Origin of the sequence: Protofrankia sp. Cr2 (genome assembly GCF_963555885.1) — a bacterium.
Lineage (GTDB): Bacteria > Actinomycetota > Actinomycetes > Frankiales > Frankiaceae > Protofrankia.
The window spans coordinates 1,638-27,146 of the sequence record NZ_CAUVXG010000058.1; the positions used below are offsets into that span (position 1 = coordinate 1,638).

General features: G+C 66.3%; 19 protein-coding genes and 2 CRISPR repeat arrays. Of the genes, 10 read left to right on the forward strand and 9 right to left on the reverse strand.

The window, feature by feature from the left end; translation table 11 throughout:
* Nucleotides 1-34: 34 nt before the first annotated feature.
* A CRISPR array of direct repeats spans nucleotides 35-2,145; the repeat unit is 36 nt; unit sequence GTTTCAATCCGACTCGGATTTGTAGATCGTGGAGAC.
* Nucleotides 2,146-2,427: 282 nt separating this feature from the next.
* The 5 genes from U9978_RS20060 to U9978_RS20080 all read left to right on the forward strand — a co-directional run bounded on the left by U9978_RS20060 (nucleotide 2,428) and on the right by U9978_RS20080 (nucleotide 6,820).
* Complete coding sequence (locus tag U9978_RS20060) at nucleotides 2,428-3,528, forward strand: reverse transcriptase domain-containing protein (protein ID WP_322762685.1); 1,101 nt, start codon at nucleotides 2,428-2,430, stop codon at nucleotides 3,526-3,528.
* A gap of 26 nt (nucleotides 3,529-3,554) precedes the next feature.
* The gene (gene cas1 / locus U9978_RS20065; RefSeq protein ID WP_322762686.1) at nucleotides 3,555-4,694 is read left to right on the forward strand and encodes a CRISPR-associated endonuclease Cas1; all 1,140 of its coding nucleotides are present in this window, start codon (nucleotides 3,555-3,557) and stop codon (nucleotides 4,692-4,694) included.
* Nucleotides 4,695-4,701: 7 nt separating this feature from the next.
* Nucleotides 4,702-4,986, forward strand: coding sequence for a CRISPR-associated endonuclease Cas2 (cas2, locus tag U9978_RS20070; RefSeq protein WP_322762687.1), 285 nt, complete (start codon nucleotides 4,702-4,704; stop codon nucleotides 4,984-4,986).
* 13 nt (nucleotides 4,987-4,999) lie between these two features.
* On the forward strand, nucleotides 5,000-5,302 hold the full coding sequence (locus U9978_RS20075) for a hypothetical protein (protein WP_322762688.1): 303 nt from the start codon (nucleotides 5,000-5,002) through the stop codon (nucleotides 5,300-5,302).
* 291 nt (nucleotides 5,303-5,593) lie between these two features.
* Complete coding sequence (locus U9978_RS20080; protein WP_322762689.1) at nucleotides 5,594-6,820, forward strand: hypothetical protein; 1,227 nt, start codon at nucleotides 5,594-5,596, stop codon at nucleotides 6,818-6,820.
* An 83-nt stretch (nucleotides 6,821-6,903) separates the two neighbouring features.
* Here U9978_RS20080 and U9978_RS20085 read toward each other — a convergent pair whose 3' ends face one another.
* The 6 genes from U9978_RS20085 to U9978_RS20110 all read right to left on the reverse strand — a co-directional run bounded on the left by U9978_RS20085 (nucleotide 6,904) and on the right by U9978_RS20110 (nucleotide 15,277).
* A complete protein-coding gene (locus tag U9978_RS20085) occupies nucleotides 6,904-7,602 on the reverse strand; it encodes a hypothetical protein (RefSeq protein WP_322762690.1) in 699 nt (232 codons plus the stop codon).
* 121 nt (nucleotides 7,603-7,723) lie between these two features.
* Nucleotides 7,724-9,475, reverse strand: coding sequence for a sortase domain-bontaining protein (locus U9978_RS20090; RefSeq protein WP_322762691.1), 1,752 nt, complete (start codon nucleotides 9,473-9,475; stop codon nucleotides 7,724-7,726).
* On the reverse strand, nucleotides 9,475-10,281 hold the full coding sequence (locus tag U9978_RS20095) for a hypothetical protein (RefSeq protein ID WP_322762692.1): 807 nt from the start codon (nucleotides 10,279-10,281) through the stop codon (nucleotides 9,475-9,477). The genes U9978_RS20090 and U9978_RS20095 overlap by 1 nt, the downstream gene beginning before the upstream one ends.
* A 226-nt stretch (nucleotides 10,282-10,507) precedes the next feature.
* Nucleotides 10,508-11,683 carry a hypothetical protein gene (locus tag U9978_RS20100; RefSeq protein WP_322762693.1) on the reverse strand — a complete coding sequence of 392 codons (1,176 nt, stop codon included), beginning with the start codon at nucleotides 11,681-11,683 and terminating at the stop codon, nucleotides 10,508-10,510.
* Nucleotides 11,684-11,747: 64 nt separating this feature from the next.
* Nucleotides 11,748-12,503 carry a hypothetical protein gene (locus tag U9978_RS20105; protein ID WP_322762694.1) on the reverse strand — a complete coding sequence of 252 codons (756 nt, stop codon included), beginning with the start codon at nucleotides 12,501-12,503 and terminating at the stop codon, nucleotides 11,748-11,750.
* 83 nt (nucleotides 12,504-12,586) lie between these two features.
* A complete protein-coding gene (locus U9978_RS20110; protein WP_322762695.1) occupies nucleotides 12,587-15,277 on the reverse strand; it encodes a hypothetical protein in 2,691 nt (896 codons plus the stop codon).
* 734 nt (nucleotides 15,278-16,011) lie between these two features.
* Nucleotides 16,012-19,505: direct repeats of the CRISPR family, unit length 36 nt; unit sequence GTTTCAATCCGACTCGGATTCGTAGATCGCTGCGAC.
* An 829-nt stretch (nucleotides 19,506-20,334) separates the two neighbouring features.
* On the opposite strand from U9978_RS20110, the gene U9978_RS20115 reads away from it, so the two are divergent.
* The 4 genes from U9978_RS20115 to U9978_RS20130 are packed head-to-tail and all read left to right on the forward strand — an operon-like array spanning nucleotide 20,335 to nucleotide 22,753.
* Nucleotides 20,335-20,682 (forward strand): hypothetical protein, encoded by a 348-nt coding sequence (locus tag U9978_RS20115; RefSeq protein WP_322762696.1) that lies wholly within the window; start codon nucleotides 20,335-20,337, stop codon nucleotides 20,680-20,682.
* On the forward strand, nucleotides 20,679-21,104 hold the full coding sequence (locus U9978_RS20120; RefSeq protein WP_322762697.1) for an E2/UBC family protein: 426 nt from the start codon (nucleotides 20,679-20,681) through the stop codon (nucleotides 21,102-21,104). The genes U9978_RS20115 and U9978_RS20120 overlap by 4 nt, the downstream gene beginning before the upstream one ends.
* A 3-nt stretch (nucleotides 21,105-21,107) precedes the next feature.
* Nucleotides 21,108-21,701, forward strand: coding sequence for a Mov34/MPN/PAD-1 family protein (locus U9978_RS20125; RefSeq protein ID WP_322762698.1), 594 nt, complete (start codon nucleotides 21,108-21,110; stop codon nucleotides 21,699-21,701).
* A gap of 2 nt (nucleotides 21,702-21,703) precedes the next feature.
* A complete protein-coding gene (locus U9978_RS20130) occupies nucleotides 21,704-22,753 on the forward strand; it encodes a HesA/MoeB/ThiF family protein (protein WP_322762699.1) in 1,050 nt (349 codons plus the stop codon).
* A 35-nt stretch (nucleotides 22,754-22,788) separates the two neighbouring features.
* Here the strand turns inward: U9978_RS20130 and U9978_RS20135 are convergent, their stop codons facing one another.
* On the reverse strand, nucleotides 22,789-22,947 hold the full coding sequence (locus U9978_RS20135; RefSeq protein ID WP_322762700.1) for a type II toxin-antitoxin system RelE family toxin: 159 nt from the start codon (nucleotides 22,945-22,947) through the stop codon (nucleotides 22,789-22,791).
* Between the two features lie 71 nt (nucleotides 22,948-23,018).
* On the opposite strand from U9978_RS20135, the gene U9978_RS20140 reads away from it, so the two are divergent.
* On the forward strand, nucleotides 23,019-24,290 hold the full coding sequence (locus U9978_RS20140) for an IS4 family transposase (protein WP_322762701.1): 1,272 nt from the start codon (nucleotides 23,019-23,021) through the stop codon (nucleotides 24,288-24,290).
* Nucleotides 24,291-24,634: 344 nt separating this feature from the next.
* On the opposite strand, the gene U9978_RS20145 is transcribed toward U9978_RS20140, so the two are convergent.
* Together U9978_RS20145 and U9978_RS20150 are read right to left on the reverse strand one after the other, a co-directional pair.
* Nucleotides 24,635-25,027, reverse strand: coding sequence for a hypothetical protein (locus U9978_RS20145; protein WP_322762702.1), 393 nt, complete (start codon nucleotides 25,025-25,027; stop codon nucleotides 24,635-24,637).
* Nucleotides 25,027-25,509, reverse strand: a 483-nt coding sequence (locus U9978_RS20150; RefSeq protein ID WP_322762703.1) for an RHS repeat-associated core domain-containing protein, incomplete at its 5' end; no start/stop codon positions are given. The genes U9978_RS20150 and U9978_RS20145, both read right to left, overlap by 1 nt.

Genomic DNA, 25,509 nt, shown 5'->3' on the forward strand with positions numbered 1-25,509 from the left:
CCCTCTCGATGCAGGAGGAAAGAAAAATGTGGTTGTTTCAATCCGACTCGGATTTGTAGATCGTGGAGACTTTCACAAAAAATCGGGGTGAATCGCTCAACGTTGCGGTTTCAATCCGACTCGGATTTGTAGATCGTGGAGACCTTTCGGCCACCCCGAAAGAGAGTCCCCATGGAGTTTCAATCCGACTCGGATTTGTAGATCGTGGAGACCGGTTTGTGAACTCCTGGAGGTCGCTCGCGACGTTTCAATCCGACTCGGATTTGTAGATCGTGGAGACCACCATGGGCCGTGCTGGCCCTGGCAGTAGTGGTTTCAATCCGACTCGGATTTGTAGATCGTGGAGACCGCCTGAGACCAGGGAGGTCATTTGCCTCAAAGTTTCAATCCGACTCGGATTTGTAGATCGTGGAGACTGGGGAGGGGCTCACGCCCACCCGACAGTTGTTTCAATCCGACTCGGATTTGTAGATCGTGGAGACCATCGAGGCCGACCTACCGTTCAAGCCGGGTACGGTTTCAATCCGACTCGGATTTGTAGATCGTGGAGACACGCTCATAGGCACGAAGGACTTTGTCCTTAGTGTTTCAATCCGACTCGGATTTGTAGATCGTGGAGACTACAGCTGGTGGGGGTGGAGGGGAAACCCCCGTTTCAATCCGACTCGGATTTGTAGATCGTGGAGACACTAAGCTTCAGGGCATTCACGCCCTGAAGTGGTTTCAATCCGACTCGGATTTGTAGATCGTGGAGACCTCTGCCACCGCTCCGGCGGTGGCACCCCAGTGGTTTCAATCCGACTCGGATTTGTAGATCGTGGAGACTTCAGGGCATTCACGCCCTGAAGTGTTGAAGCGGTTTCAATCCGACTCGGATTTGTAGATCGTGGAGACCACCCCCGCCGTCTTGGCCGCCATGGCCGCCAAGTTTCAATCCGACTCGGATTTGTAGATCGTGGAGACGGTCCAGACGGACCCCCCACAGGTGTTTAACGCCTGGTTTCAATCCGACTCGGATTTGTAGATCGTGGAGACCTTCCCCTGCCATGGGGGTGGTCCGCCTCAGTGGTTTCAATCCGACTCGGATTTGTAGATCGTGGAGACAGGAGGATATCCTCCAGCTGCTCTTGGGTGTCATGTTTCAATCCGACTCGGATTTGTAGATCGTGGAGACCGGTAATGAACGTTATCGAGAGCATCGTCGTAAAGTTTCAATCCGACTCGGATTTGTAGATCGTGGAGACAACGGACCCCTCCGAGCAATCGGAGGAGGAAGGTTTCAATCCGACTCGGATTTGTAGATCGTGGAGACCGACTCGTGCAGCGGCAGCTGCTCCGGTCCCGGGTTTCAATCCGACTCGGATTTGTAGATCGTGGAGACGGCCCAAATAGGGGCAGGGTGGCGGTTCTGTAGTTTCAATCCGACTCGGATTTGTAGATCGTGGAGACCAGCTCGATGGTATCATCGGGCTCCTTCTTGGCGTCGTTTCAATCCGACTCGGATTTGTAGATCGTGGAGACCGCCACTGAGGCGGTGCCCAATCACCCCCAGTTTCAATCCGACTCGGATTTGTAGATCGTGGAGACCCCAAGATTAGGGGGATAGTCGTCTCCTAAGCCCTGTTTCAATCCGACTCGGATTTGTAGATCGTGGAGACGTTGGTGCAGGACGTCATCTCCGCTAGGGCGGGGTTTCAATCCGACTCGGATTTGTAGATCGTGGAGACCCTCTGATCAAGCCCGGTGCTCCCCCAGTGAAAGTTTCAATCCGACTCGGATTTGTAGATCGTGGAGACCCACCCCGCGCATGCGGGGTTGGTGCAGGAGTTTCAATCCGACTCGGATTTGTAGATCGTGGAGACCTGACCCCGCCCTGCTAGGGAACGCGCTGGTCCCCCAGTTTCAATCCGACTCGGATTTGTAGATCGTGGAGACACGACCAGATCCGGGCGTACTTCCGCCGCAACTCGTTTCAATCCGACTCGGATTTGTAGATCGTGGAGACGACGTCATCGCCGCCAGGGCGGGGATGGGGTCTCGCGTTTCAATCCGACTCGGATTTGTAGATCGTGGAGACTCAAGGCTCTTTTGGCCGCTTCGGCCGCCGAGGTTTCAATCCGACTCGGATTTGTAGATCGTGGAGACCGCTGTCCGTATTGTACCCCTCCTGACCTGCGGGTTTGCAAGATCATACCAGAACCTCCATTCGAAGATCCTTAGGATCATGGTCAGATGATCTATAGACCGCACATCGATGCAGGTCAGAAAGTATATCGATCTCCCACCACAACCTCCCGCGTTTGTCGGCGTGTCGGAGGTTGTGGTGGTTGAGGGTCTGGTCCGTCTGCACGGGATGACGGCGGTACCGACCGCCGCGCTGGTCCGTGACACCGGAGTGTCGTGGCAGAAGAGCAAGGAGTGAGGAACATGGTCCGCTGGTTCAGCCGGACGGAACCTCGACCCACCGCCCTGCGCCACCACCAGACGTCCGGTGGCGATTCTCTGCCGGGAGACGGCGCCCCGCGACCCGCGACCTCCCGACCGCCGACTGCCTCGCAGGACGTGCTGGCGGCCATGGGCCGGCCGGCGGTGCTGTGGGCGGCGTGGGCACGGGTCGCCGCCGGCAGTGGGATGCCGGGCGCCGACGGCCTTTCCGTCGCCGACTTCGCCCGCCAACTCGGCATACGCCTCGACCGCCTTGCGGACCAACTCACAGCCGGCGCGTATGAACCGCAGCCGCTGCGTCTGGCCACGATCAACCGTGGCGGCCGGCGGAGAGCCCTCGGACTGCCCACCGTGCGGGACCGCATCGCCCAACGCGCCTTCCTTGAGGTCTGCCACGACCAGCTCGACGCCGCGTCCGTGGAGGTGAGCTTCGCCTACCGTCGGGGCCGGTCCTGGCTCGACGCGCTGGCCGAGGCAGAACGCTGCCGGGATACCGGGCGCACGACTGTGCTGCGCACCGACGTCGCAGACTATTTCGCGTGCATTCGCCATGACCTTCTCCTGGCCGCTCTTCCTCCCGGGCTGGCCGGTGAGGCAGCCACACTGATCGACCGCTGGATAGCCGCACCACTGCTCACCGAACACGGAATCATTCCACGAAGCAAGGGTATCCCGGAAGGGGCACCCTTGTCTCCCGCTCTTGCTAATCTTCATCTCCGCGCCTTCGACACGCACGTCCATCATAATCCCGGCAATCTTGTGCGCTATGCCGACGATATCGCGGTCTTCTGCGTCGACGTCGACGGCGCGATCGCGGCGGCCCACATCGTCGGACGCGCACTGGCGGATCTGGACCTGGAGATGAACACCACGAAGACCTACATCTCAAGCTTCGACCGGGGTTTCTCCTTCCTGGGATGGGTTTTCTACCGGGACGGCGGATGGGAGGCCGAACCCACCGCCGGGTGGACACATCCGATGTCCGTCGGACGCCAACGCCGCACCACCCAGCCGGATCCGGCCGCCTACACCGGGCCGCAGGAGACGTTCGCCCGCACGACGGCCTACCGGAGGGCACGGTGAACCAACCGACGAATCAGGTGAACCAGATGAACCAGATGAACCGACCGACGAACCCGCCGGCGAGTCCGTGGACGAATCCGTCGATAAAACGGCCGACGCGCCGCCCCCTGTACGTCGTCGGTCACGGCCTCGTTCTCGGCCGCAGCGGCGGCCGGCTGGTCGTGAGCCGGGACAAGGCGGTCATCACATCGGCTCCGCTCGGCCGGATCAGCGAGGTCGTCGTCTTCGGCAACGTCGGAATCACCACACCGGCGATGGCGGCCATCCTCGCCGAGGATGCACCGCTGGTGCTGCTCAGCGCGGACGGCCGGGTCCGCGGGCGGCTCGAACCGCCGAGGGCGTCACACATCGACGCCCGTCGGCGGCAGCTGCTCCTCCATCACGATGAGCCGGCCCGGCTCGAACTCGCCCGCGCGTTCGTCCGGGGAAAACTCCACAATCAGGATGTCCTGCTGCGTCGGCGGGCGGCAACGGCCGAGGTGTCCGAGGATGTCTGGGCGTTGGCCCGACGCATCGCCGCGGCCGGCGCGGCGGTCGACATCGCCACGTCGATCCCCGAACTGATCGGCGTCGAAGGAGCGGCGTCCGCTGCCTACTTCCGCGGAATCCGGCTTCTTCTTCCCGCCGAGCTCGGTTTCCGGCGTCGTGAACGATTCGACCCCGATCTCGTCAACGTCCTGGTCAACTACACCTCCGCGCTGCTGCGCGAGGTCGTCTTCGGTGCGGTCGTCGCCGCCGGCCTCGATCCGTACGTGTCGTTCCTGCACGCCCCGCGACCGGGCCGGCCGACGCTGGTGTTCGACCTGATGGAGGAATGGCGCGCGGTCCTGCTCGAGTCGACCGTCCTGGGAGTGCTCGGACTCCGCATGATCCGCCCCGAAGATCTCACCATCGACCCGACGCCCCGGCGAGGCGGCACGCAGCGCGGCTCCGCGGACGACCCCGGAGGCGACACCGCGGGGGATGCCGCACCCGGGCGCCCGCGACTCGGTCCGGCAGGGACCGCGGCGGTCATCGCCCGCTTCCGGGCCCGGGTGGACGCCCCGGCGCGGAGCTGGACGGTGGCCCCCGGCACCACCTACGCCACTCTGATCCGCGAGCAGAGCCTCGCCCTGCGCAGGAGGCTGACCGACGACGTTCCCTACGAGCCCTTCCACTGGCGGTGATCGACCGATGACCAGACCCGGTGGCGGATTACTGGTGAGCTTCGACGTCTCCTCCGACCGACGCCGCCGCAGGGTCGCGAGGGCGCTGGAACAGCATGGGCCGAAGATCCTGCGATCGGTGTACGACCTGGAGCTGCCGGCGGAACGGCTGGACAGCCTGGCCGCCCGCCTGACCGAGCTCATCGAGCCGGACGATCACCTTGTGATCGTTCCATACTGCCCGCACTGCCGACTGCGCTGGCACGGAGTCCCGCTCGACACCGTGCCCGACCACGGATGGGTCGTCGGATGATCGATCCGAACCGGTGAACACACCACTGGTCGTCGTCTACGACGTCTCCGAGGATGAGCGCAGGGAGCGGGTCACCCGATCGTTGCGGCCGGTCGCGGACCGGTTCCAGCAGAGCGGCTGGTACGTGCCCGCCGGCACCGGGCTGACGGCCGGTCGGGTCGGGGTCGGGATCGCCGGGCTCCTCGAGCGCGGCGACCGCCTCGGGGTGTGGCAACCGTGCCCGTCCTGCTGGCGCGCGGTCCGCTGGCTGCCCAGCGGGGCCTGGCGCCCGGCACCCACACTCACCGGCCGCGGCGGATGGGTCATCCACGGGTGACCGGTGCGACGGATGCGTGGTGCCGGCTGAGCTGAGCTGTGCTCTCCGCCGAGCTGTGGTGCCCGCCGAGGTGTGGTGCTCGCTGAGGTATTGACAGGCTCGGTATCGGAGCTCTAGGGTTCGTCCCAGTCAGTCGTTACGACGACTCGTGACCATATTTCGGTCATCGTAACCGGCTTCGCCGGTCCTTTCGAGGTCGCCCGGTCATCGGGAGGCCGCCACCCAGATATGGGTGGTTCATTTTCGGCGGTTCGACGTTGTGTCGTGCCGCCGTGGTCGGAAGGACCCCCCGTGAGCCTTCGCCTGAGCGCCATTCTCGACGCCGACGACGACCGTGCCGCCCGGGCCACCTGCCGGCTGCTCGAACCCGCACTGCGCCACCGGGTCCGCGCCATCGTCCGCAGAGCTCTGCCCGGCGCCTGCGCCTGCCGGGACGGCCGGGTCTGCCACACCTGCCAGGAGACCGTTGATGACATCATCCTGGACGGACATCGCAAGCTGCGCGACGCCGCACGCGGTCAGCTTCCGTACACGCGCGCCAAGCAGGAGCGGCCCGGCGAGGAGATCCGCGAGTGGCGGCTGTTGGTCGACGGGCTGACCGAACCGGCTGAAACCGCCTCGCTCGACGCCGACGTCGCCGGCTCCATGCTGGCCGCGTACAAGCCGTCCCGTTCGGGACCCTCGCGCCAGGCCGGGCAGGCGACCCAGCCGGACCAGGCGTGGCTGCGGGCGGTGTGGGCGCAATTGATCCACTACCCGACCAAGAACCTCGAAATCGACCTGCGGCGCAGGGCCGCGGTCAAGCGCGGACTGCTGGCCAGGCCGATGCGCAGCCTCGACTCCTCCCCGGCGGCCGGACCGCTCTCGGACGATCCGCCCGCCGACTCCGCCCTGCGCGAATTCGTCATCGGGCTGTGGGCCAACGTCAGCCATCCCTATGATCTGCCGGCCACCGAACAGAGTCATGGCCTGTCCCCCGAGGCGGCCAGGGCAGTGCTCGACCGTGGTCTGGGCCTGCTGTGCGCCCATGACCCCGCGTTGTATCGGACTCTGGTGACAGGTCCGCTGGCCGCACGCGCGCCGGGCAGCGCCGGCCGGGGCGAGACGGCGCAGGTCGCGGGCGAGGCAGCGCAGATCGCAGCCGACTACGCCATCGAAACCGATCCGGCTACCGACCATGCCCGATCGGCTCTCCTCGCGGAGATCGCCTCTGAGACCGCACCGGACATCCCGGATATCCCGGACGCACCGGCACCGAGACGCGGGATGCGGCCGGGCACCGCGCGCGGACGCCGGCAGCACGACCGGCGAGTCGCGCTGCGGCTGCTGCGCTCGCTGCTGGACGCGGCTGACGGCCGGGCGGTCGACCCGGTCGGCCACTGCCGGCGGCTGCACGGCGTCGACGAGCCGGCCGCGCGGGAGGAGATCCGCCATCTCGCCACGCTGGTCGCAGCGGCCGGCGTGATGTGGGTCGACGACCTCGTGCAACGGCTGGAGAACGGTCGGCCACCGGCATGAGGTCCCGCCTCCATGAGGTCAAGGGCCGCGCTTGCAACGCCCGTGACCAGCCGCTCCCGCGACCCGCCAGTCCCGCGACCTCCCTACTCCCGCGACCAGCGCTCCAACATGTCCGCGAGCCCGTCGGCCTGCTCCGCCGACAGGACTACGGAGACGGCGGTGGAACCGGGCACGGTGGTTTCGACCTCGACGCGCACTCCCCCGTCCGCCGGTGACACCCGCACCGCCCTGGCGACCTCGGGAGCGGCGGGTGCGGGCTCGGTGAGCCGGCGCGGCACCGGTGCGCGGACACGCGCGGGCTTGTCCAGCGTCCCGCCCGCGACCGACCGCAGCAGCGCCGCAAGCTGGCGGGCGACGGGCACCTCGTCCGGGACGGCCCGCGCCGGTCGCGGGTCAGGACCTGGACCGGGACCGGAGCCGGAGCCGGAGCCGGGACCGTCCCCGACCGCCGCAGGGTCGTCGGTCCACAGCAGACACAGGTTGAGATCGACGAATTCGATCATCGCGCTCGTCCCCCACAGGTCGGCCTCAAGCGGGCCGAACCTGCGACGCAGATGCCGGCCGGTGAACGGCCCCCGACCGCCGGTGGCCATCCCCACAACCATCCGCCTCCTGATCGCCACCCGCGCCCGGAGCACTCCGCAACGGCACACCCCGCGCATCTCAACAGCCCCGCCGGTTACAGCCGCCCTGGCGGCCGTGCCGGCGAGCGTCCCGCCGGCTGCATCTGTGATTCTGGCCGCTTCCCTGATTCTGGCCGCCGCTGCGTCGGGACGTCTCATCATGGCGGACTTTCACGGTCACTTCTCCGTCCACGTCGCGTCACAGCCATTTCCTCCCATTCAACCGGATATGGCATGAAAGCACCTGATGTCGACCACGCGGATTTTCCGGGGCGGAGGCTCAGCCCTGCAGGGACAGCGAGACCACGAGGTTGTCCCGGTGGGTGCCGCCCTCGACCGGGCCGTCGCAGGTCACCAGCCGCAGTTCGGGCAGGGGCGCCGGCCGGTAGAGAATGTCGGCAGGCAACGCACTCTTCGGGTACACGTCGATGCGGTCGACGGTGAACACCAGTCTGCCGCCGTCGGCCCGCACCACGACGACCTCCGCCCCTGGTTCGAGATCGCGCAGCCGGGCGAACACCGCGGGCATGCGGTGCAGGTCGACGTGGCCGGCAAGCACCGCCGAGCCCGGCTCCCCCGGCGCCGGCCCGCCGCTGTACCAGCCGACGGTGTAACCGTCGGACGCAGTCGCGAGTTCACCGTCGGCGGCACCCGCCAGCCGGATCCCCTGCTGCTCGTCCCCGCCTACCAGCCCGACAGGGACGACCGGTGCCGGTCCGGACGCGCCGGGAAGGATCAGGCCCACCGGATGGTGGGGGGATCCCCAGCCCGTTCCCCCCGCGGGCGGGCTGGGGATCGTCGTGGGGTCCACCGCGACCACGCGCGGGACCGTCGTGCCGCCGGTCGTCTCCGGACGCGTGTCGCCCGTCCCGCCGCCGGTACCGGTGGCGGTACCGGCGGCTGTGCCGGTCGCCGAGCATGCCGCCAGTACCAGGCAGCAGGCGAGCACGACGGCCACCGAGCACCGGCCGCGGAGGCCCGCCTTCGTTCTCACGGCAACCACAGCGCCGGCGACAGCAATGGCGACGACAGTTGCAACAACGGTTCCGACAACAGCGCCACGAGCGGTGGCGGCAGCGAGCGGTACGCGCGCGGGAACCGGTACGGCGGTGGCATCGGTGGTGGCATCGGTGGTGCCGGTGCGGACCGGGCCGACGGGCGGCACCGCCGTTCCACGAGCGTCGACGGTCCAGCCGGCGGCTACCAGGGCATCGCCCGATCCACCGCTGAGGAGCACACCGACCACATCCCCCGGACGGGCCTGCACCGGGCCGACGACGATCAGGTTGCTTTTCGCGCCCGGCCGCCGCAGCCCGAACGTGGTGCTGCCCGCAGGCACGGTGACCAGCGGCGAGACCGTGCCGGGGTCGACCGGGTTCCCCAGCGGAAGGCCGGCCGCATCGACGAGGCTCACCGGGCCGACGCCGTCGGCCGCGTGGATCAGGCGGACGCCGATGCGTCCCGCGCCCGGAGCGGTGAAGCCGTCGGCGACCACGCGGGCCGCCAGTGTGGACGTCCCGGTGACGATGACGCTGGCCGTCCCGCCGGGTGGCACGTCGACCGGCACTGAAAGATCGACCGAGCCGTCCCGGGTAAGGGTCAGGCGGCTGGCACCGGCTGGCACCCGCTGGTAGCCGGACGGCTCCCGAAACCGGAGGGCCAGTGGCGACGGACCCGCGCCGGCGACGGTCAGGTCCGGACCGGGGGCTGCGTCGACCACCCGCACCGCACCATGCGCCCCGGTGACCGCCGTTGCCGCATCCGCGGGCCGGACGGACCACCCGGCTGCCGTCCCGATGCACGCGGTGAGCAGTCCCAGCAGGCCGATGGCACCTGCCCGACCCGCCCGGCGCCGCAGTCCGGACCGAACCCAGGCTGCCATCCCAGCTGCCATCCCAGCTGCCATCCCAGCTGCGATCCCAGCTGCGATCCCGGCTGCGATCCCGGCTGCAATCCCGGCTGCAATCCCGGCTGCAATCCCGGCTGCAATCCCGGCTGCAATCCCGGCTGCAATCCCGAACGTGGTGACCATCAGGTACCTCCAAGGGTCTTGGCGTAGTGGGAGACGGTGCCGCCGGCGCGGCGCACGTAGGCCCGCCACGCCGCCTCCACCCGACCCAGCCGGCTCGGGTCCAGCTCGTCGACCCCGACGCCGGCACCGACGAAGCGCACGTCCACCCCGGTGAGATCCGCCTGCAGGCCGTGCGCTGCCAGGCTGTTGAGCAGGGCCTCGATGTCGGCGTCGTCGAGCTCGCGGGCGGACAGGTCGTACGGCTGCCGCGTCGAGATACCGTCGCTGAACACGGTCAGCTCCCGCCTTCCGGCCGGCTCCGCCCGCAGCGAGGTACCGGCCAGCACGAACGCCCCGAACAGGTCGGTCGCCGTAGCCGGCCGCGCGGCCGCACAGTTGACCAACGCTGTGGTGGCGGCGAGCGCCGTGTCGACCTGCGCGTCTTCGGCGGCGGTGTCGAACAGGTCGTTGTTCCGCCGGACGGGAGCGGCCAGCGTCATGTCCACCGGCGGGCACCGGCCGGCCCGCGCGTTCGCATCGGCCACGTCGACATATGCGTGGCCACCGGCACAGCCGCGCAGGGCCTTGGCCGCCTCGTCGAGGTAGCGGGCACGCTGGTCGGCCGTCACGCTCGCGGAGACGTCGACCACGATGCCGCACCGGAGCGGGCCGTCCGCTGTGTCGGACCCGCAGCCGGAAACCAGCGCGATCAGCGCGACGGCGACGGCAACCTGGACGGCGGCGGCTGCAGAGCGAACGGCAACGGCGAAGCGAGCGGCAACAGGACGGCGGAGCGCAACGCGGCCGTTGCGCCGGATTCTGCTCATGATGTTTTTCCCTTCCCGTGCTGGGGGCTATCCGGGTCCGCAGAGCCCACGCCGTTGGCGGACGGACGGACATCGGCGGCCGGTGTGAACGAGTCGACTGGTGTGAGCGAGTCGGCCGGCGGCTGCTGGCCGGCCGGCAGGCACCCGCTGGTCCGGAACCGGCTGGTCCGAAAGCGGCTGGTCCGGAGGTGAGTCGGTGGTGCCCTACTCGTCCATCGGCTGGACGTCATCCGGGTACGCGGGCTCTGAGCCGCGCGATCTCGTCGTCCAGCCCGCCGACCCACGTGGGCAGCGGCCAGGTTTCCCGCGGCAGGGCCGCCAGCGCCGCCGCGCGCTCGACCCGGCAGCGGGCCACCAGATCGGCGCGGTAGCTGTCCCGCACGATCTCGACGCGGGCACGTTCCTCCCGGGCGAGCCCGCGGTACGCCTCCACGGTGGCGATGGCCGTGTGGACCGCCGCGCGTTCCGCGGAGGTGGCGGCGTGCAGGGCGCGCCGGGGTCTGTGCAGCCGGGACCGTGCCCAGCGCAACCGCAGCCCGGTGCGCCGCACCGCAGCGGCGAGCGGGTCGTGCGCGTGATATTCGACCGCGGCGGCGGCCACGGTGAACAGCGTCTGCAGGGCCAGGAACAACCCGAACGCGACCGGGAAACCGATGTCGAGAGCTGCCCCGAGTTTGCCGAGCAGGGCGATCTCACCGACGAAGGTCGACGCCCGGACGACCGCGAGGAACACGTTGGCGGCCACCAGCACCACCAGCCCGGCGACGACCGCCGGGGACAGGAACGTCCCACCGGCGGCCCGCACCGGCCGCCCCTTCTGGCGTTCGTCCACGCGGACCCGCTGGTCCCTGGCGTGGCGGGCGATATGCCCGGCAAGCACCAGCCCGGCGAAGACGATCGCGGCGACGAGCAGGTACGTGTGCACAGATGAGGCGCCCAGGCCGTCCAGGGTCGGTTTGAGCGCGACCGCCTCGGCACTCGTGATGACGCCCAGTAGCACGATGCGACTAAGCGGCGACCACTCCAGGTGCGCGAACCGTCGCCGCGGCTCATCGCAGGCGCGAACTTCCTCGACCGCGTCGCGGTGGCTGGCCGCCGCCTCGGTGACCCGCGTCGCAGCGGCGGAGCATGCATCGCTCCGGGCTGCGACCAACGCCCGGGCGTCGCCGATTCGGGCCTCGTTGCCGGACCGGTCGTGGGCGTAGGCCCGTCCGATGGCTTCGAGTCGTGCTGTCGCATGCCCGGCCAGGATCTGCTCGAACGGCAGGACGGTCTTGCCGGTCTCGGTGTCCGGGTACGGCGCGGCGGCATCCCGTTCGGCGCTGGCCCGAGCGAATCCGAGCAGGCCCCGGTTGTCCAGCCGGGCCGACCGGACGAGTTGGTACTGCGGCCTGGCTGCCATCTCATGCCTCCCGGGTCACGGAATACGGATTGCGGGTCGCGGAATGCCGGTCACGGAATGCCGGTCACGGATTGCGGTGACCGTCGGTGGACGGCGGCGTATTCGCCGCGGCTGTCGGCACCCGACGCACGGTTGTCAGCCACGCGGGCGACGGGAACGCCGGTGGAACCCACGCTTCGGCGAGCGCCGCGGCATCCTCGCCACGGCGGCGCAGGTTCGCCGCCCGGTACACCTCAATGCACTGGTCACGGAAGGACGAGATCCCGTCGGCACGCGCCTGTGCGTCATCTATCAGCCGCTCACGCCGTTCCAGCAGCCCGGCCAACCGGATCTGGAGCTCGCCGAGCCGGGTCCGGTCGGTGAGGTTCGCCGTGCGCGCATGTGTCGCCGACCGTCTGCTCCGGGCCGCGGCGTCGTCGCTGCTCCCTGGCTGACCGAGAGCCTCGGCATCCGCGACCACCTGATCGGCCGGGTCGGTGGCCAGTCGCGCCCGCAGGACGGCGATCGCGGCGACGTTCTCGGCGATCTCCACATCGAGATCGATCAGGAACCCGGTCAGGATCGAGCGCAGCAGACCGTGCGAACGCTCGGCACTCGCCGCAAGCTCCCGAATCACCGGCGTCGTGAACGATCCCGGAGCAACGGTCGGTATGCCGGCGCCCGCGTCACGGCGTCCCCGCCACCACAGCCGCAGCCTGGTCCACCGGCCGACTCCGGGGTGAGCGCCACCGATCGGAATGGCACCGGATGAAAGGGCACCCAGCGGCGTCTGCGCCGGGCGGGTGGTGCGATAGCGCGGATGGTCGGCCCGCTGTGCCATGAGAGGCTCCGTCCGTAGGGGGCGTTTCACCCTCAACAGACGGACGCAGCGGACGAACCCAGCAGATGAGCGCGGCGACCGGTTTACGACAAAGGTTCGTCCTGGTCGGCTTTCCCGACCTCAGACGCAGACGCAGAGTCAGGTACAGGTACAGGTACAGGATCAGGATCAGGATCAGGATCAGGTACAGGATCAGGAACGGACACGGGCTCAGCCCAGCGGCGGACCCGGTCGGTCAGCTCCTCGTAGGCGTCACGGAGCGACCGGCGATCCGGCGCGGACACCGGATCGAGTTCCAGCTGGACGTGGGACAGCAGGTCCGCGCACGTCTGGATTCTGATGCCGGGCATCCGGTGCTGATGGTCTTGCTGACGTTTGTCCAACGCGGCGGCGAACGTCTGGGCTTTCGGACCGTGCGCGGTGACCCAGTCCGAACGGATCGCATAGGCGAGCCTGCTGATCCGCAGATCGGAGGTACGCCACGCCTTCCCGCAAACGCGGTCGGCCACCGTCATGGCCAGATGCAGCGCGTGCCAGTCGTCGACGGCGGTACGGCCGGCAGCCAGTTGGACGGCGCGCTTGTTTCCGCCGTTTCGACGTCCGCCGCCAGCGCGTTCCCTGGTCAGAACCTTGATCAGCTCAATGCGCCGGGCGACCTCCGCCCGTTTCTCGGCGACGGTGCCGGAAAAACCTCCGATGAAGGCGTCCCGGATCTCCTCCGCGCGCGCCGCGAGCGGTTCAAGCCGCTGACCGCCTCGACGCAGCGTGTCCGCAGCCGCGGTGAGCTCCAGGTTGGTCAGATGCTCCAGTGCGACCCGGGCGAGAACGTCGGGGTAGCCGGGCAACGCGGCGACCTGGCCGCCGTCGATCTCGATGCGGGTCCCTCCGCCGCCGGCCTCGACCATCGCACCGACGTAGACCGGACAGCCCACCGCGGTCGCGACGTCGGTGCCCGCGAGCAGCAGACCGGCGTTCATCGGATTCGCTCCAGGGCCGGCCAGCACGACGACGGCCTCCACATCGGCAACCCCCGGCACGGTGAGCAGTGACGACGCGACGGACGCGCGGACGCCGGCGATATCCATCGGTACGACGATCGGCTCCAGCGCACCCGGGTCGGCCTGCGCATTCAGCGCATCCGGGTCGGCCTGCGCACCCGGGTCAGCCGGGCCGGCCGGGCCATCCGGGTCGTCCGGGCCATCCGGCGGATTCGCTGCGGCGAGTCTGGCCGCGATGTGAGCTGCCGAACCGCGGGCGAGGTCGAGTGTCTGTCCGCTCGCGACGAGCCGGAACCGCAGCCACGCCCGGAACTGATGGTCGTCCGGTGGCTGTTCGGCGGCGTTCGCCGGCCGCGGGTCGATGAGATCGGTCAGGGACCGCAACGTGCCCGCGTCACACACGGCATCGGCGAATGGACGTCGACCGTCACGCTCCTCCTGCCAACCGACGCAATAGACCACCAGCACCTCGCCGGATGCCGCGGACGACCACCGGAACAGGTCGGGAACGCTGGGCAAGCCGGGCATTCCGGCAAAAAGAGCCGCCTCGGTTCGGCGCGGATCCCGCCCGTCGACGTGACCCGCCGAACCGGCCGCGTTAACGAGATAACGACGATTCGGAATCCGCAGGCCGTGACTTTTGTCCGTGGCGAACTGGTTGATCCATCTGCGCCGGAAGAGAAAGGCCGCGGCTTTACCATGAGGACGCCGCTCGACAACCCGCTCGATGAACGGTCCCAGGGTTTCCGTCTCGTCGGGGTTACGCCTGTTCCTGTCGTTGATGATCGGGTCATCAGGACATCGCCGTGCGCTGTACTCGCTCAGCAACCAGGCCCGACCGAGCATGACCGCCTGCACCTCACGGCGAACCAGGCGGTCGAAGTAGGCGTTCTCCAGGGCCACCGGCTCCGTGACTGCGAGCGCACTCCTAGGGTCGATTCCGTAGCGGGACGCAAGTTTCGCGAAGTTCTCAACATCGAGACGCTGCCGGGCATCGAGCATGCGCAGCAGGTCACGCGTACGCGGAGAGCCATCGCCGACATGAGCGGCAAGCGCACCGAACATCCGCCGCCGCGCCAGCCACGGCGCCGGGTCATCCTCGACATGCAGGTCGACCAGCCTGCCGTGAGCGGGCTCCTGGATCGGTCGGACGTCGACCGGTCGACCGTCCGCGAGCGCGGCCATCAGACAGCCGATCGTCAGGCCGGTGGGTCCGGTGCCGATACCGGTGACGATCCCGTCCACCTCACGGTGGGCCGCAAGCCAATCCCGCAGCACGCGGCGCCCGACCAGCAGCGTCGGCCCGTCGGCGACGATCCGCTCGACGTCGATCTTCCGCTCTACCTCGATCTGCGGGTCAATCTGCGGGCCGACCTCCGGGCCGACATCCGGGCCGACATCCGGGCTGCGGGCAGGCAGGTAGAGGTCGGGAACAATGACGAGCGCCCGTTCGATCGCCTCGGCCAGCCCGGCGGTGTCCCGACCTGTCGGATTCCCGGTGTCCGTCGCGACCAGCAGCAGCCGGTCTCCAGACACCGCCGACTCAAGCAGGATCTCCAGCGGCACTTTCTCCCAACGCCGCTGGGAATCCGCAACCGGTGTCGTCAGCAGCGTCCGCACGGTGTCCACATCCCGAGCACCGATAGCCGCGCACAGCCTGGCAACCCTCTCCGGCTGAGTGGCTCCAGCGGCCGTACCCGCGTTCCCGGAATGAAATCGAGCCTGACTGTCCACCCCGAGATCGGACGCCCCGAGAACATGCACGAACACCCGCACCGTGACCACCCCCGCAGAAACCGGTCACCAGAATACCCATCGACCCCGAGCCGATGACCCGGGCCGTCACCCCCGGGCCGTCGACAGCCCGGCCGTCGACAGCCCGCCTACCCGACCGGCCATCGGCCATCGGCCATCGGCCAAGATCGCCGCGAGTTTGTTGCTACGCACGCATATCCGGCCAAAAAACGTACCGAACAACAAACTCGCGCCGATCATCAACCGAACCCGGTCCGGTCACCACCATCACGACGGCAGCAACTCCTACCCGACATCATCCCTCCACCTCAACCCGCCTCGGATTCGTAGATCGCTAGGACTCCACGAACCACCTGATCCACTGGGTAACGGTGTTTCAATCCGACTCGGATTTGTAGATCACTAGGACAGTACATCATGCCCAGCGTCCTCAAGATGGAGTTTCAATCCGACTCGGATTCGTAGATCGCTGCGAACCGTACGGGTACGGACAGGTCGTCGACCCCTCGTTTCAATCCGACTCGGATTCGTAGATCGATGATACCTATCTCCTGACAGCGCCCGCTCCGGATACTCCACGCGTCCGCCCGCCGACCGAACCGGACATCAGACAAGATCGTCGCGAGTTTGTTGCTACGCACGCCTATCCGGCCAAAAAACGTACCGAACAACAAACTCGCGCCGATCATCAACCGAACCTGGTCCGCTCACCACCACCAGGGCGGCCGCAACTCCTACCGGACCTACTCCCCTCCACCTCAATCCGACTCGGATTTGTAGATCGCTGCGAACCCAGAACACTTTGGAATATCCAGAAATTCCTGGTTTCAATCCGACTCGGATTTGTAGATCGCTGCGACCGAGACAGATAACAGTGCCGTGACCGGAATCATGTTTCAATCCGACTCGGATTCGTAGATCGCTGCGACCACCGTGGTGCGGTCCTCGTGTCGATGCCCTTTGTTTCAATCCGACTCGGATTCGTAGATCGCTGCGACCGACAAGAACGCTGCCGCGCAGTTGTGCGCGAGTTTCAATCCGACTCGGATTCGTAGATCGCTGCGACCTCGCTGCAGGAGGAATAATGCTTTTCACGCTGGTGTTTCAATCCGACTCGGATTCGTAGATCGCTGCGACACCGCGCGTCGATGCACTTTGGGAATCGACGTGTTTCAATCCGACTCGGATTCGTAGATCGCTGCGACGTGCAGGGCCTGGTCCTCGGTGGACTGGCCATCGTGTTTCAATCCGACTCGGATTCGTAGATCGCTGCGACAACCCCCCCAGGCGGCGGCGCTTGCCACGCTTGTTTCAATCCGACTCGGATTCGTAGATCGCTGCGACGCGGCGGCGGAGGCTCCCCAGTGTGGGGGTAAAGGTTTCAATCCGACTCGGATTCGTAGATCGCTGCGACTCACTATAGAGGTGTTTTTCGAGAGCGATGAGAGTTTCAATCCGACTCGGATTCGTAGATCGCTGCGACACGGAACGCGTCGTCAGTTTGACGATGCGTTGTTTCAATCCGACTCGGATTCGTAGATCGCTGCGACCGTCAGAGTCGTAGCCGTAGCCGCTGAATACTGTTTCAATCCGACTCGGATTCGTAGATCGCTGCGACCCGTGGAAACTACCTATCCAGCAGCAGCACCAGTTTCAATCCGACTCGGATTCGTAGATCGCTGCGACGGTGGCGGGGCGCCCGCCATTCTGCCCACCCCTAGTTTCAATCCGACTCGGATTCGTAGATCGCTGCGACACCGTCATCGGAGGGGGTATCCCCTCCGATGACATAGTTTCAATCCGACTCGGATTCGTAGATCGCTGCGACCGATGGCACTGCTCGTGCTTCAGTTCGTCGGGGTTTCAATCCGACTCGGATTCGTAGATCGCTGCGACCAATTGGTGTCGTGGATTGACTGATGACAAGAGTTTCAATCCGACTCGGATTCGTAGATCGCTGCGACCCGGCTGGCCACGTCGAAGTACTTGTCAGCCTTGTTTCAATCCGACTCGGATTCGTAGATCGCTGCGACCCGCCCTGGACGCCGCGATGGCGGCGGTGTGGAGTTTCAATCCGACTCGGATTCGTAGATCGCTGCGACCTCCTGACGAGCCCCTGAATACCCGGCCCCTTGAGTTTCAATCCGACTCGGATTCGTAGATCGCTGCGACGACGAGGTGCTAGCGCGCCTCGCCCAGCTCGAGGTTTCAATCCGACTCGGATTCGTAGATCGCTGCGACGACTCCATCCCCAGAACTTCTATGCGGCAACGGGTTTCAATCCGACTCGGATTCGTAGATCGCTGCGACGGCGAAGACCGGAGAGGACCCCGAGTCGATGTTTCAATCCGACTCGGATTCGTAGATCGCTGCGACCTGGTGGGCGGTTCGCCCACTAGCGTGGCAACGGTTTCAATCCGACTCGGATTCGTAGATCGCTGCGACTACCGTCCAAATTGGGAGGGGGCCGTCATGGCGTTTCAATCCGACTCGGATTCGTAGATCGCTGCGACCCCAACATGGGTCCAAACGGACCCCCCGCGGGTGTGTTTCAATCCGACTCGGATTCGTAGATCGCTGCGACTGGGTCCCACCCCGCAGGGGCGGAGGAGGCTAGTTTCAATCCGACTCGGATTCGTAGATCGCTGCGACTACTAAGGACTTTGCCCTTGGTGCCATACTTGTTTCAATCCGACTCGGATTCGTAGATCGCTGCGACGGGAGAAAACCCCCCCGGGGGGGGGCGGCAATCCTGTTTCAATCCGACTCGGATTCGTAGATCGCTGCGACCCCGATCTGTCCGTAACAGCCTCGTCTTTTGGACAGGTTTCAATCCGACTCGGATTCGTAGATCGCTGCGACAACACCGGTACGACCCAGGCGCAGTCGGCGCAGTCGGTTTCAATCCGACTCGGATTCGTAGATCGCTGCGACCACCGTCACCGTCACCGTAACCGCCGCTCCGGGTTTCAATCCGACTCGGATTCGTAGATCGCTGCGACACGGGATCGGATTTACCCCGGAAGTGATGACTGTTTCAATCCGACTCGGATTCGTAGATCGCTGCGACTCTCCCCCCGGTGAGGAGGGGCGCATTCGAAGTTTCAATCCGACTCGGATTCGTAGATCGCTGCGACTCGTGTTGTACGGCGCTAAGGACTTTGTCCTTAGTGTTTCAATCCGACTCGGATTCGTAGATCGCTGCGACCGGCTATTGCCGGGATCGACCCGACCCTGGTGGGGTTTCAATCCGACTCGGATTCGTAGATCGCTGCGACACGCGAGCGGGAGCAGGTCACCTGGCTCCTGAGGTTTCAATCCGACTCGGATTCGTAGATCGCTGCGACGGCCATTGTGGCCGAGTCCCTCTCTGGGGGGGTGTTTCAATCCGACTCGGATTCGTAGATCGCTGCGACGACCGCTGATCTGGAGCTTGGCATCGCGGCATGTTGTTTCAATCCGACTCGGATTCGTAGATCGCTGCGACCGCCGCCCTGGGTGCGTATAACGTTGCACTGGAGTTTCAATCCGACTCGGATTCGTAGATCGCTGCGACTGAAGCCGACCTTCGGTGGCACTCCGATGACCGAGTTTCAATCCGACTCGGATTCGTAGATCGCTGCGACTCTGCCGCACCTTTTGGTGCTGGCGAAGCCAGGTTTCAATCCGACTCGGATTCGTAGATCGCTGCGACTCGCGGCGAAGTTCAATCGGATGAAGGGTGTCGAGTTTCAATCCGACTCGGATTCGTAGATCGCTGCGACCTGGCGCTTCTGCGCCACCTCCCAGGAGGCAGGTTTCAATCCGACTCGGATTCGTAGATCGCTGCGACTACGGAGGTAGATAGGGGGTGTCGCGTGAGGTTTCAATCCGACTCGGATTCGTAGATCGCTGCGACTGGTGGCGGGGCGCCCGCCCATCTGCCCTACCGTTTCAATCCGACTCGGATTCGTAGATCGCTGCGACACGACCACTTATCCGACCGCACCATCTACATGGGTGTTTCAATCCGACTCGGATTCGTAGATCGCTGCGACAAAGCTACTACGCACGATGAAGGAGACGGTTGCAGTTTCAATCCGACTCGGATTCGTAGATCGCTGCGACCATCCCTGCAGCGGGGATGATGTATACGGGTCGGGTAGTTTCAATCCGACTCGGATTCGTAGATCGCTGCGACACCCCGCCACCTGGACCTGGAACGCGGTCCCGGGTTTCAATCCGACTCGGATTCGTAGATCGCTGCGACCGCTGTCCGAATTGTACACGCCCTGACCTGCGACGATGCAAGATCATACCAGAACCTCCATCCGAAGATCTTTCGGATCATGGAGATGTGATCTATAAAACTCGCGTCGTTCCAGGTCACAATACATGTTGATCTCTCACCACAACCTCCCGGGTTCTTCGGCGTGTCGGAGGTTGTGGTAGATGATCTCCCTGGACCGCAGCGCTGTCCGTCCGGATCCAGGTAGCGATGTCCCTCCGGTAGAGGCTTGCGAGCACGCCACGGGAGTGCGAGCTGATGGTGATCCCCCCACGACTCCGGTTCGACAACCGAGGCGTCGCCGTCCCAGACCCTGGTCCTAGCCCAGACCCCGGCCCCACGGCAGACACGCACAATTGGACTATCCTCCCCATCCCGGATGCCAGCACCCCCCGAGCCGGATCAACCCGGTTCCCCATCGGCCCACCGGGGGTCCGCCGCCGACGACGGCGACGCTCCCCGCGCAGCCGACGTGCCCCGCGACGCAGCCAGACCCGCCATCCGCGACACCCGTCCCCTCGTTACCGGACGCGACCCCCACGGCGCCGGGCGCGTCTGCGCCGCCGCGTTCGCGCGCTGGTCCGATGGACCGCGGCCCTGCTGATCGGCTTCGGTACCGGCCTGGCGGCGGTCACGCCCGACGGATCCGCCGGCGTCAACGCCGAACACGTCGCGAGACTGCTCCACCGCTTCGCCACCGCAGCGACACCGTGGTGAACACCCACCCGACAACGGGGGACCCCACCTGCATCCGCCTGAGTCCGCCCACGTCCGTCTGCACCTCACGACCACACGAAAAGCGGAGGAACCGATGGCCCGCACCATCCGTATCAATGGAATCGACGTCCCCGTCATCGCCGACGAGATGACCGGCGCCGACATCAAGGCAGCCGCGGGTGTCGACGACAACCGGGTACTCATCCGGCAGGACGCCGACCGAAACACCATCGTCGGTGACAGCCAGCGGGTCCGCGTCGCCGACGGAGACGTCTTCGCCCACCATGCCCGGCACTCCAAGGCGGTGCCCGGAACTCACCCGGCAGCCACCGACCCGATCGACAGCCGGACCGAGACCGCCGACGACGACGCCGACGCCGGACCCGGACCCGGACCCGGACCCGGACCCGGAGCAGGCGACGTGCACGACCCACGTCGATGAACCCGCTGCGCCGCCGGATCCGGCTCGAAGCGGCCCAGCTCGCCGGGGCGTACCCGGGGCTTCGTATTGCCGACGACGACTCATGGATCATCATCCCCGAATTCCGGCTGCCGGCCGGATGGGAACCGACCCGCACCACCGTGCTCGTCGTCGTCCCGGTCACCTACCCCGAATCCGCCCCGGACGGCTTCTTCCTCGGCTCCCGCCTGCAACGGCACGACCACAGCGGTCACAGCGGTCACAGCGGTCACAGCGGTCTTGTCGACCCCGGCCACTACTTCCACGGCTTCAACAATCCCTACGCCGATCTGGGCTACGTCTGGTATTGCCTGGAGGATCCGTACCGCCGGTGGAATCCCCGCATCGACTCGCTGGTCACCTTCGTCGAGGCGATCCGCACCTACCTCGGTACAGCGGACTGAGCGATGGCCGGGAACGGGAACCCACCGCGGGAAAAGCGACTACCGGACGATCAGAGACCTGAGGCCCATCGGTGCCGGCTCGTCATCGCCGACGCCATGTGGACGGAGCTGTCCGCGCACCTTCTCGGCAGCGACCTGGAACAGTTCGCCTATCTCCTCGGCCGGGCCGAGATTGCCGGCGATCGATGGGGACGCCGCGTCGTCACCGTTCGAGCTCAGCGCGCCCTGCTGCTACCCGACGCCGCGCTGAGCGTGCAGAGCCCCACCCGGGTCGAGGTGGCCACCGACATCAGCCGGACCGTGCTGCGCACCTGTTACGAGCACGCGCTGTCCCTCATCGACGTGCACAGCCATCCGGGCACATCGGCGCCCGCGGCGTTCTCCGGCGCCGACCGTGCCAACGCGATGGAAACCCACCGGGAGTTCCACGCCACGATCCCCGCCCGGCCGCCGGTGGTCGCCGCATCCCTCGTGCTCACCCACACAGGGGTCGACGGACTGTGGTTCAACCCTCGCACCGGCCGTCTCACGCCGCTGGACATCTCATCCGCCGCACACGCATTGCTTGCACAGCGCGACGAAAGCACAGGAGGCTGACCATGACCCGAGGGCGGCCGGAGCCTGCCCGGGACGACCGGGACGAGCGGGACGAGCGGGACGAGCGCTATGACCGGCAGATCCGGGCGTTCGGAGCTGACACGCAGCACCAGCTCAGCCGGCTGACGGTGGGCGTCGTCGGTGTGGGCGGAGCTGGCTCCCTCGTCGTGCAGGGCCTGGCCCACCTCGGCGTCGGACGTCTCCTCCTCGTCGACCCCGACCGGGTGGAGACATCCAACCTGGCCCGGCTCGTCGGTGCCACCCCGGCGGATGCGCGGCAGGCGACACCCAAGGTGGACGTGGCCAGCCGCCTGGCACGCGCGATCAACCCCGATCTTGCCGTCACCCCGATCCGTGGCAGCATCCTCGACCCGACCGCCGGGCACGCCCTGAGCCGCGCCGACATTCTGATCGGCGCGGTCGACGGCCACGCGCCGAGATGGGCCATCAACCGGCTCGCGGTCCAGTACGGACGGCTCTATCTCGATATCGGGGTGGAACTGAGCCGCAGCGGATCCGGGGCTGACCTGGAGGTCGGCGGCCGGGTCGCCGTCGTCCGACCGGATGGGCCATGCCTGCGCTGCCAGGACGGCTACGACCCGGTGCTGGCCGCCCGCGAGCAGGATCCGCTCACCCGCGCCGCCCGCCGGGCGGCTGGATACGAAAGCGGCGGCCGCGCCATGCCGGCGGTATCCGCGGTATCCACATCCACACCGGCGGGGGCGTCACCCGGGCCGGCGGGGGCGTCACCCGGACCGGCGGGGTCGTCACCCGGACCGGCGGGGTCGTCACCCGGACCGGCGGCCAGCGTTCTGTTCCTCAACCAGGCCGTCGTTGCGCTCGCTCTCGGGGAGCTCGTCAACAGCCTCACCCCATGGCGGGCCACAGCGCAGCAGATCCTGCTCGACCTCGTCCAGCCACGACTGACCAACCTCTCCGCCGACAGCGACCCGATCTGTCCCGTCTGCGGCCCCGACGGCATCCGCGGGTCAGGGACGATGGGCCACCACCGGCGCCGGCCACAGCACCAAGGTGCTCACCAACGGCGGTAACCAGGGCGGGTGGAACGCGTTCTCATCGGCTCGCGTCAGCGGGTCCGGTAAATGTCCGCGCGGTGGTCGACGTCGAGAATGTGGACGGTACGTGCGTCCTCGTCGATGCGGTAGACAATTCGGTATGTCCCGCGCCGCGCTGCGGGCTGGAAGCGCAGCTCGTACCGCGGTGGATTGTCGTCGTCCGACGTCATGCGCCGGTGGCTCGCCGACGGGCCAGGTCGCAATACCAGGAACTTAGTGTCTGATCGTGTAGGTTCGGTGGGTGCCGAGACGTGGTCAGGTCAAGGAGAAGCGCGGCGACCGGTTGGTGGACCGGGTCGGGCTGGGTGTGTTGGCGGCGCAGTTCCCGGACGCGCTGCTCGACGAGGTCGTCGCGGAGACGGGGCGGCGCGAGCGGCGGACCCGGGACCTGCCGGCGGCACTGACGCTGCGGTATGTGATCGCGTTGGCGTTGTTCCCGTCGGACGGCTACGACGAGGTGATGCGGCAGGTCAAGGTCGCCGACGACTGGTGCTCGGACCGGGCCGGGCCGGTGAAGGTCCCGGCGACCACCGCGATCACCAGGGCGCGGGACCGGCTCGGGGTGGAGCCGGTGAAGCTGCTGTTCGAGCGGACCGCGGTGGCGATGGCCCTGCCCCAACGCACGGTCGGGGCGTTCTACCGGGGCTGGCGGGTGTGCGCGGTCGACGGCACGACGCTGCTCGTGCCGGACACCGACGAGAACGCCGCGGCGTTCGGGAAACCCGGCAACGACCAGGGCGAGGGGGCGTTGCCGCAGGTCCGGGTCCTCGGACTGGTCGAGTGCGGCACCCGGGCGCTGCTGGGCGCCGGCTTCGGCGGGACAGGCGGGTCGAAGGCCGCCAGCGAACAGGCCCTGTTCGACGAGCTGCTTCCCGCGCTGTGCCCGGACCTGCTGGTGCTCGCCGACCGGAACTTCCTCGGCTTCGAGCTGTTCGAGAAAGCCGCCGCGACCGGCGCGGACCTGCTCTGGCGGGCGAAGGCCGACCGGCGCCTGCCCGTCGACGTCGAGCTCCCCGACGGCTCCTACCTGTCCCACCTCGTCGCGCCCGCCACCCGAGGCCGAGGCCGGAAGATCACCGTGCGGGTCGTCGAGTACACCCTGGACCGCGACCCCGACACCGGCCAGCCCCTGCCCGCGAGCAAGAAGGAGACCTACCGGCTCGTCACCACCGTCCCCGACCCCGCCGCCGCGCCCGCCGCCGAACTCGCCGCCCTCTACAGCGACCGGTGGGAAGTCGAGACCCTCCTCGACGAGATCAAAGTCCACCAGCAGGACGGCCGGCTGGTCCTACGGTCCCGTACCCCCGACCGGATCGAACAGGAACTCTGGGGCGTCCTACTGCTCCACCGGGCGTTACGAAAACTGATCCACGACACCGCGCTACGCGAAGGAATCGACCCCGACCGGCTCTCGTTCACCCACACCGTCAGCATCGTCCGGCGCCAGGTCGTGCGCCGGGCGATTTTCCCCCCTCCGCCGGACCGCCCGGATCCTCGCAGCGGTGACCACTGAGATCGCCGAACACGTCCTCCCGAAACGCTCCCGTTCCAACCCCCGCGTCGTCCGCCGCACCACACGCACCCCGTTCCCCGCCAAGAAACCGATCGACAAACACCTCACGGGACCGCCACCCACCATGGTCACAGTATTGATCCGAACCTAAGTTCCTGGTATTGGGGCAGGACTGCTCCGAACATAAACGAGAGCGCCTCACCGGAAACTATATACTCGGCCACGAGCAAAGATTATTGATCTGATCGCAATACCAGCGTCATACGTTCAAAACACGCAGACAACAACCGCGTAAGCGCATTTTTCCCTCACATTAATTGATAAACTTATTTCATTCCAAGCCCTTACTCAGATCCTGCTGCGAGGAGTGGCTCCGACTCCAGTGCGGTCAGAATCAGGGTCACGACTCTCAGCACCGCATCCCAGTCTGCTTGCTCCAGCTCCGGGAAGTCCTCGCGGACACCGGTCGGAATGTCAGATCCCTCCGCAGAGTTGGTTACGCTTGCCAAAGGAACCGCGTTTGCTCCCACAGTCAGCGCGATGACCGAGGGATGGCTGCCGTTAACCTGTCGGATCAGCAAACGATCTACGGCGGAAGCATTATCTTCGGTTTCCGAACCGAAATCAAGAAATGCCTGCCGAAACTCTGCATTGAGTTCACCTGGCAACGTCGACGACTGTCGCGCAATCGCCACCAGGCTGGCAAGAAACATATTTTTGGCCGAAAAATTCGTCATCAGCGTGACCTCACGATAATTTTTACCACTTTTTCATTAAACTCCGAAAGCCTGTCGGCGGGCACGGAATATCGCCCCGGTTCATTCGATTTAATCTCGAACTGTTTCAGCCAATCACGCGTCCCCGGCTTGGCATGAACTTCAAAACGATGCGTGTAATTCCGACGTTTTCCCAGGGTTCTTGGGTCAACCCTCCCATCGTCGGCAATCCATTTGGGGTTATTAGCATGGGGACTCGGACGAGGTGTAAGGCGACCACCAGCATCCCTGATCGAGTTCGCTTCGGCTTGACTCCCATAGCGTTCAAAAATCTCGATTTTTCCATAACCCGGCGCAAGACCATGCGGATCTGACCAGATAGCGGGGTTGTGGACGTAGGTGTGGGGGTTGCTGTCCCCGCCGAGACCGAGGGGGTCGGTGGAGTCATACCGGGCGGTCTCGGGGTCGTAGTAACGGTAGTAGTTGTAGTGAGCGCCGGTTTC

What these genes read in the sequence shown, in the direction of transcription:
- U9978_RS20060 (WP_322762685.1), top strand. Translation starts at nt 2,428, where the DNA reads ATGGTCCGCTGGTTCAGCCGGACGGAACCTCGACCCACCGCCCTGCGC.
- cas1 (WP_322762686.1), top strand. Translation starts at nt 3,555, where the DNA reads ATGAACCAGATGAACCGACCGACGAACCCGCCGGCGAGTCCGTGGACG.
- cas2 (WP_322762687.1), top strand. Translation starts at nt 4,702, where the DNA reads ATGACCAGACCCGGTGGCGGATTACTGGTGAGCTTCGACGTCTCCTCC.
- U9978_RS20085 (WP_322762690.1), bottom strand. Translation starts at nt 7,602, where the DNA reads ATGAGACGTCCCGACGCAGCGGCGGCCAGAATCAGGGAAGCGGCCAGA.
- U9978_RS20090 (WP_322762691.1), bottom strand. Translation starts at nt 9,475, where the DNA reads ATGGTCACCACGTTCGGGATTGCAGCCGGGATTGCAGCCGGGATTGCA.
- U9978_RS20095 (WP_322762692.1), bottom strand. Translation starts at nt 10,281, where the DNA reads ATGAGCAGAATCCGGCGCAACGGCCGCGTTGCGCTCCGCCGTCCTGTT.
- U9978_RS20100 (WP_322762693.1), bottom strand. Translation starts at nt 11,683, where the DNA reads ATGGCAGCCAGGCCGCAGTACCAACTCGTCCGGTCGGCCCGGCTGGAC.
- U9978_RS20105 (WP_322762694.1), bottom strand. Translation starts at nt 12,503, where the DNA reads ATGGCACAGCGGGCCGACCATCCGCGCTATCGCACCACCCGCCCGGCG.
- U9978_RS20115 (WP_322762696.1), top strand. Translation starts at nt 20,335, where the DNA reads ATGGCCCGCACCATCCGTATCAATGGAATCGACGTCCCCGTCATCGCC.
- U9978_RS20120 (WP_322762697.1), top strand. Translation starts at nt 20,679, where the DNA reads ATGAACCCGCTGCGCCGCCGGATCCGGCTCGAAGCGGCCCAGCTCGCC.
- U9978_RS20125 (WP_322762698.1), top strand. Translation starts at nt 21,108, where the DNA reads ATGGCCGGGAACGGGAACCCACCGCGGGAAAAGCGACTACCGGACGAT.
- U9978_RS20130 (WP_322762699.1), top strand. Translation starts at nt 21,704, where the DNA reads ATGACCCGAGGGCGGCCGGAGCCTGCCCGGGACGACCGGGACGAGCGG.
- U9978_RS20135 (WP_322762700.1), bottom strand. Translation starts at nt 22,947, where the DNA reads ATGACGTCGGACGACGACAATCCACCGCGGTACGAGCTGCGCTTCCAG.
- U9978_RS20145 (WP_322762702.1), bottom strand. Translation starts at nt 25,027, where the DNA reads ATGACGAATTTTTCGGCCAAAAATATGTTTCTTGCCAGCCTGGTGGCG.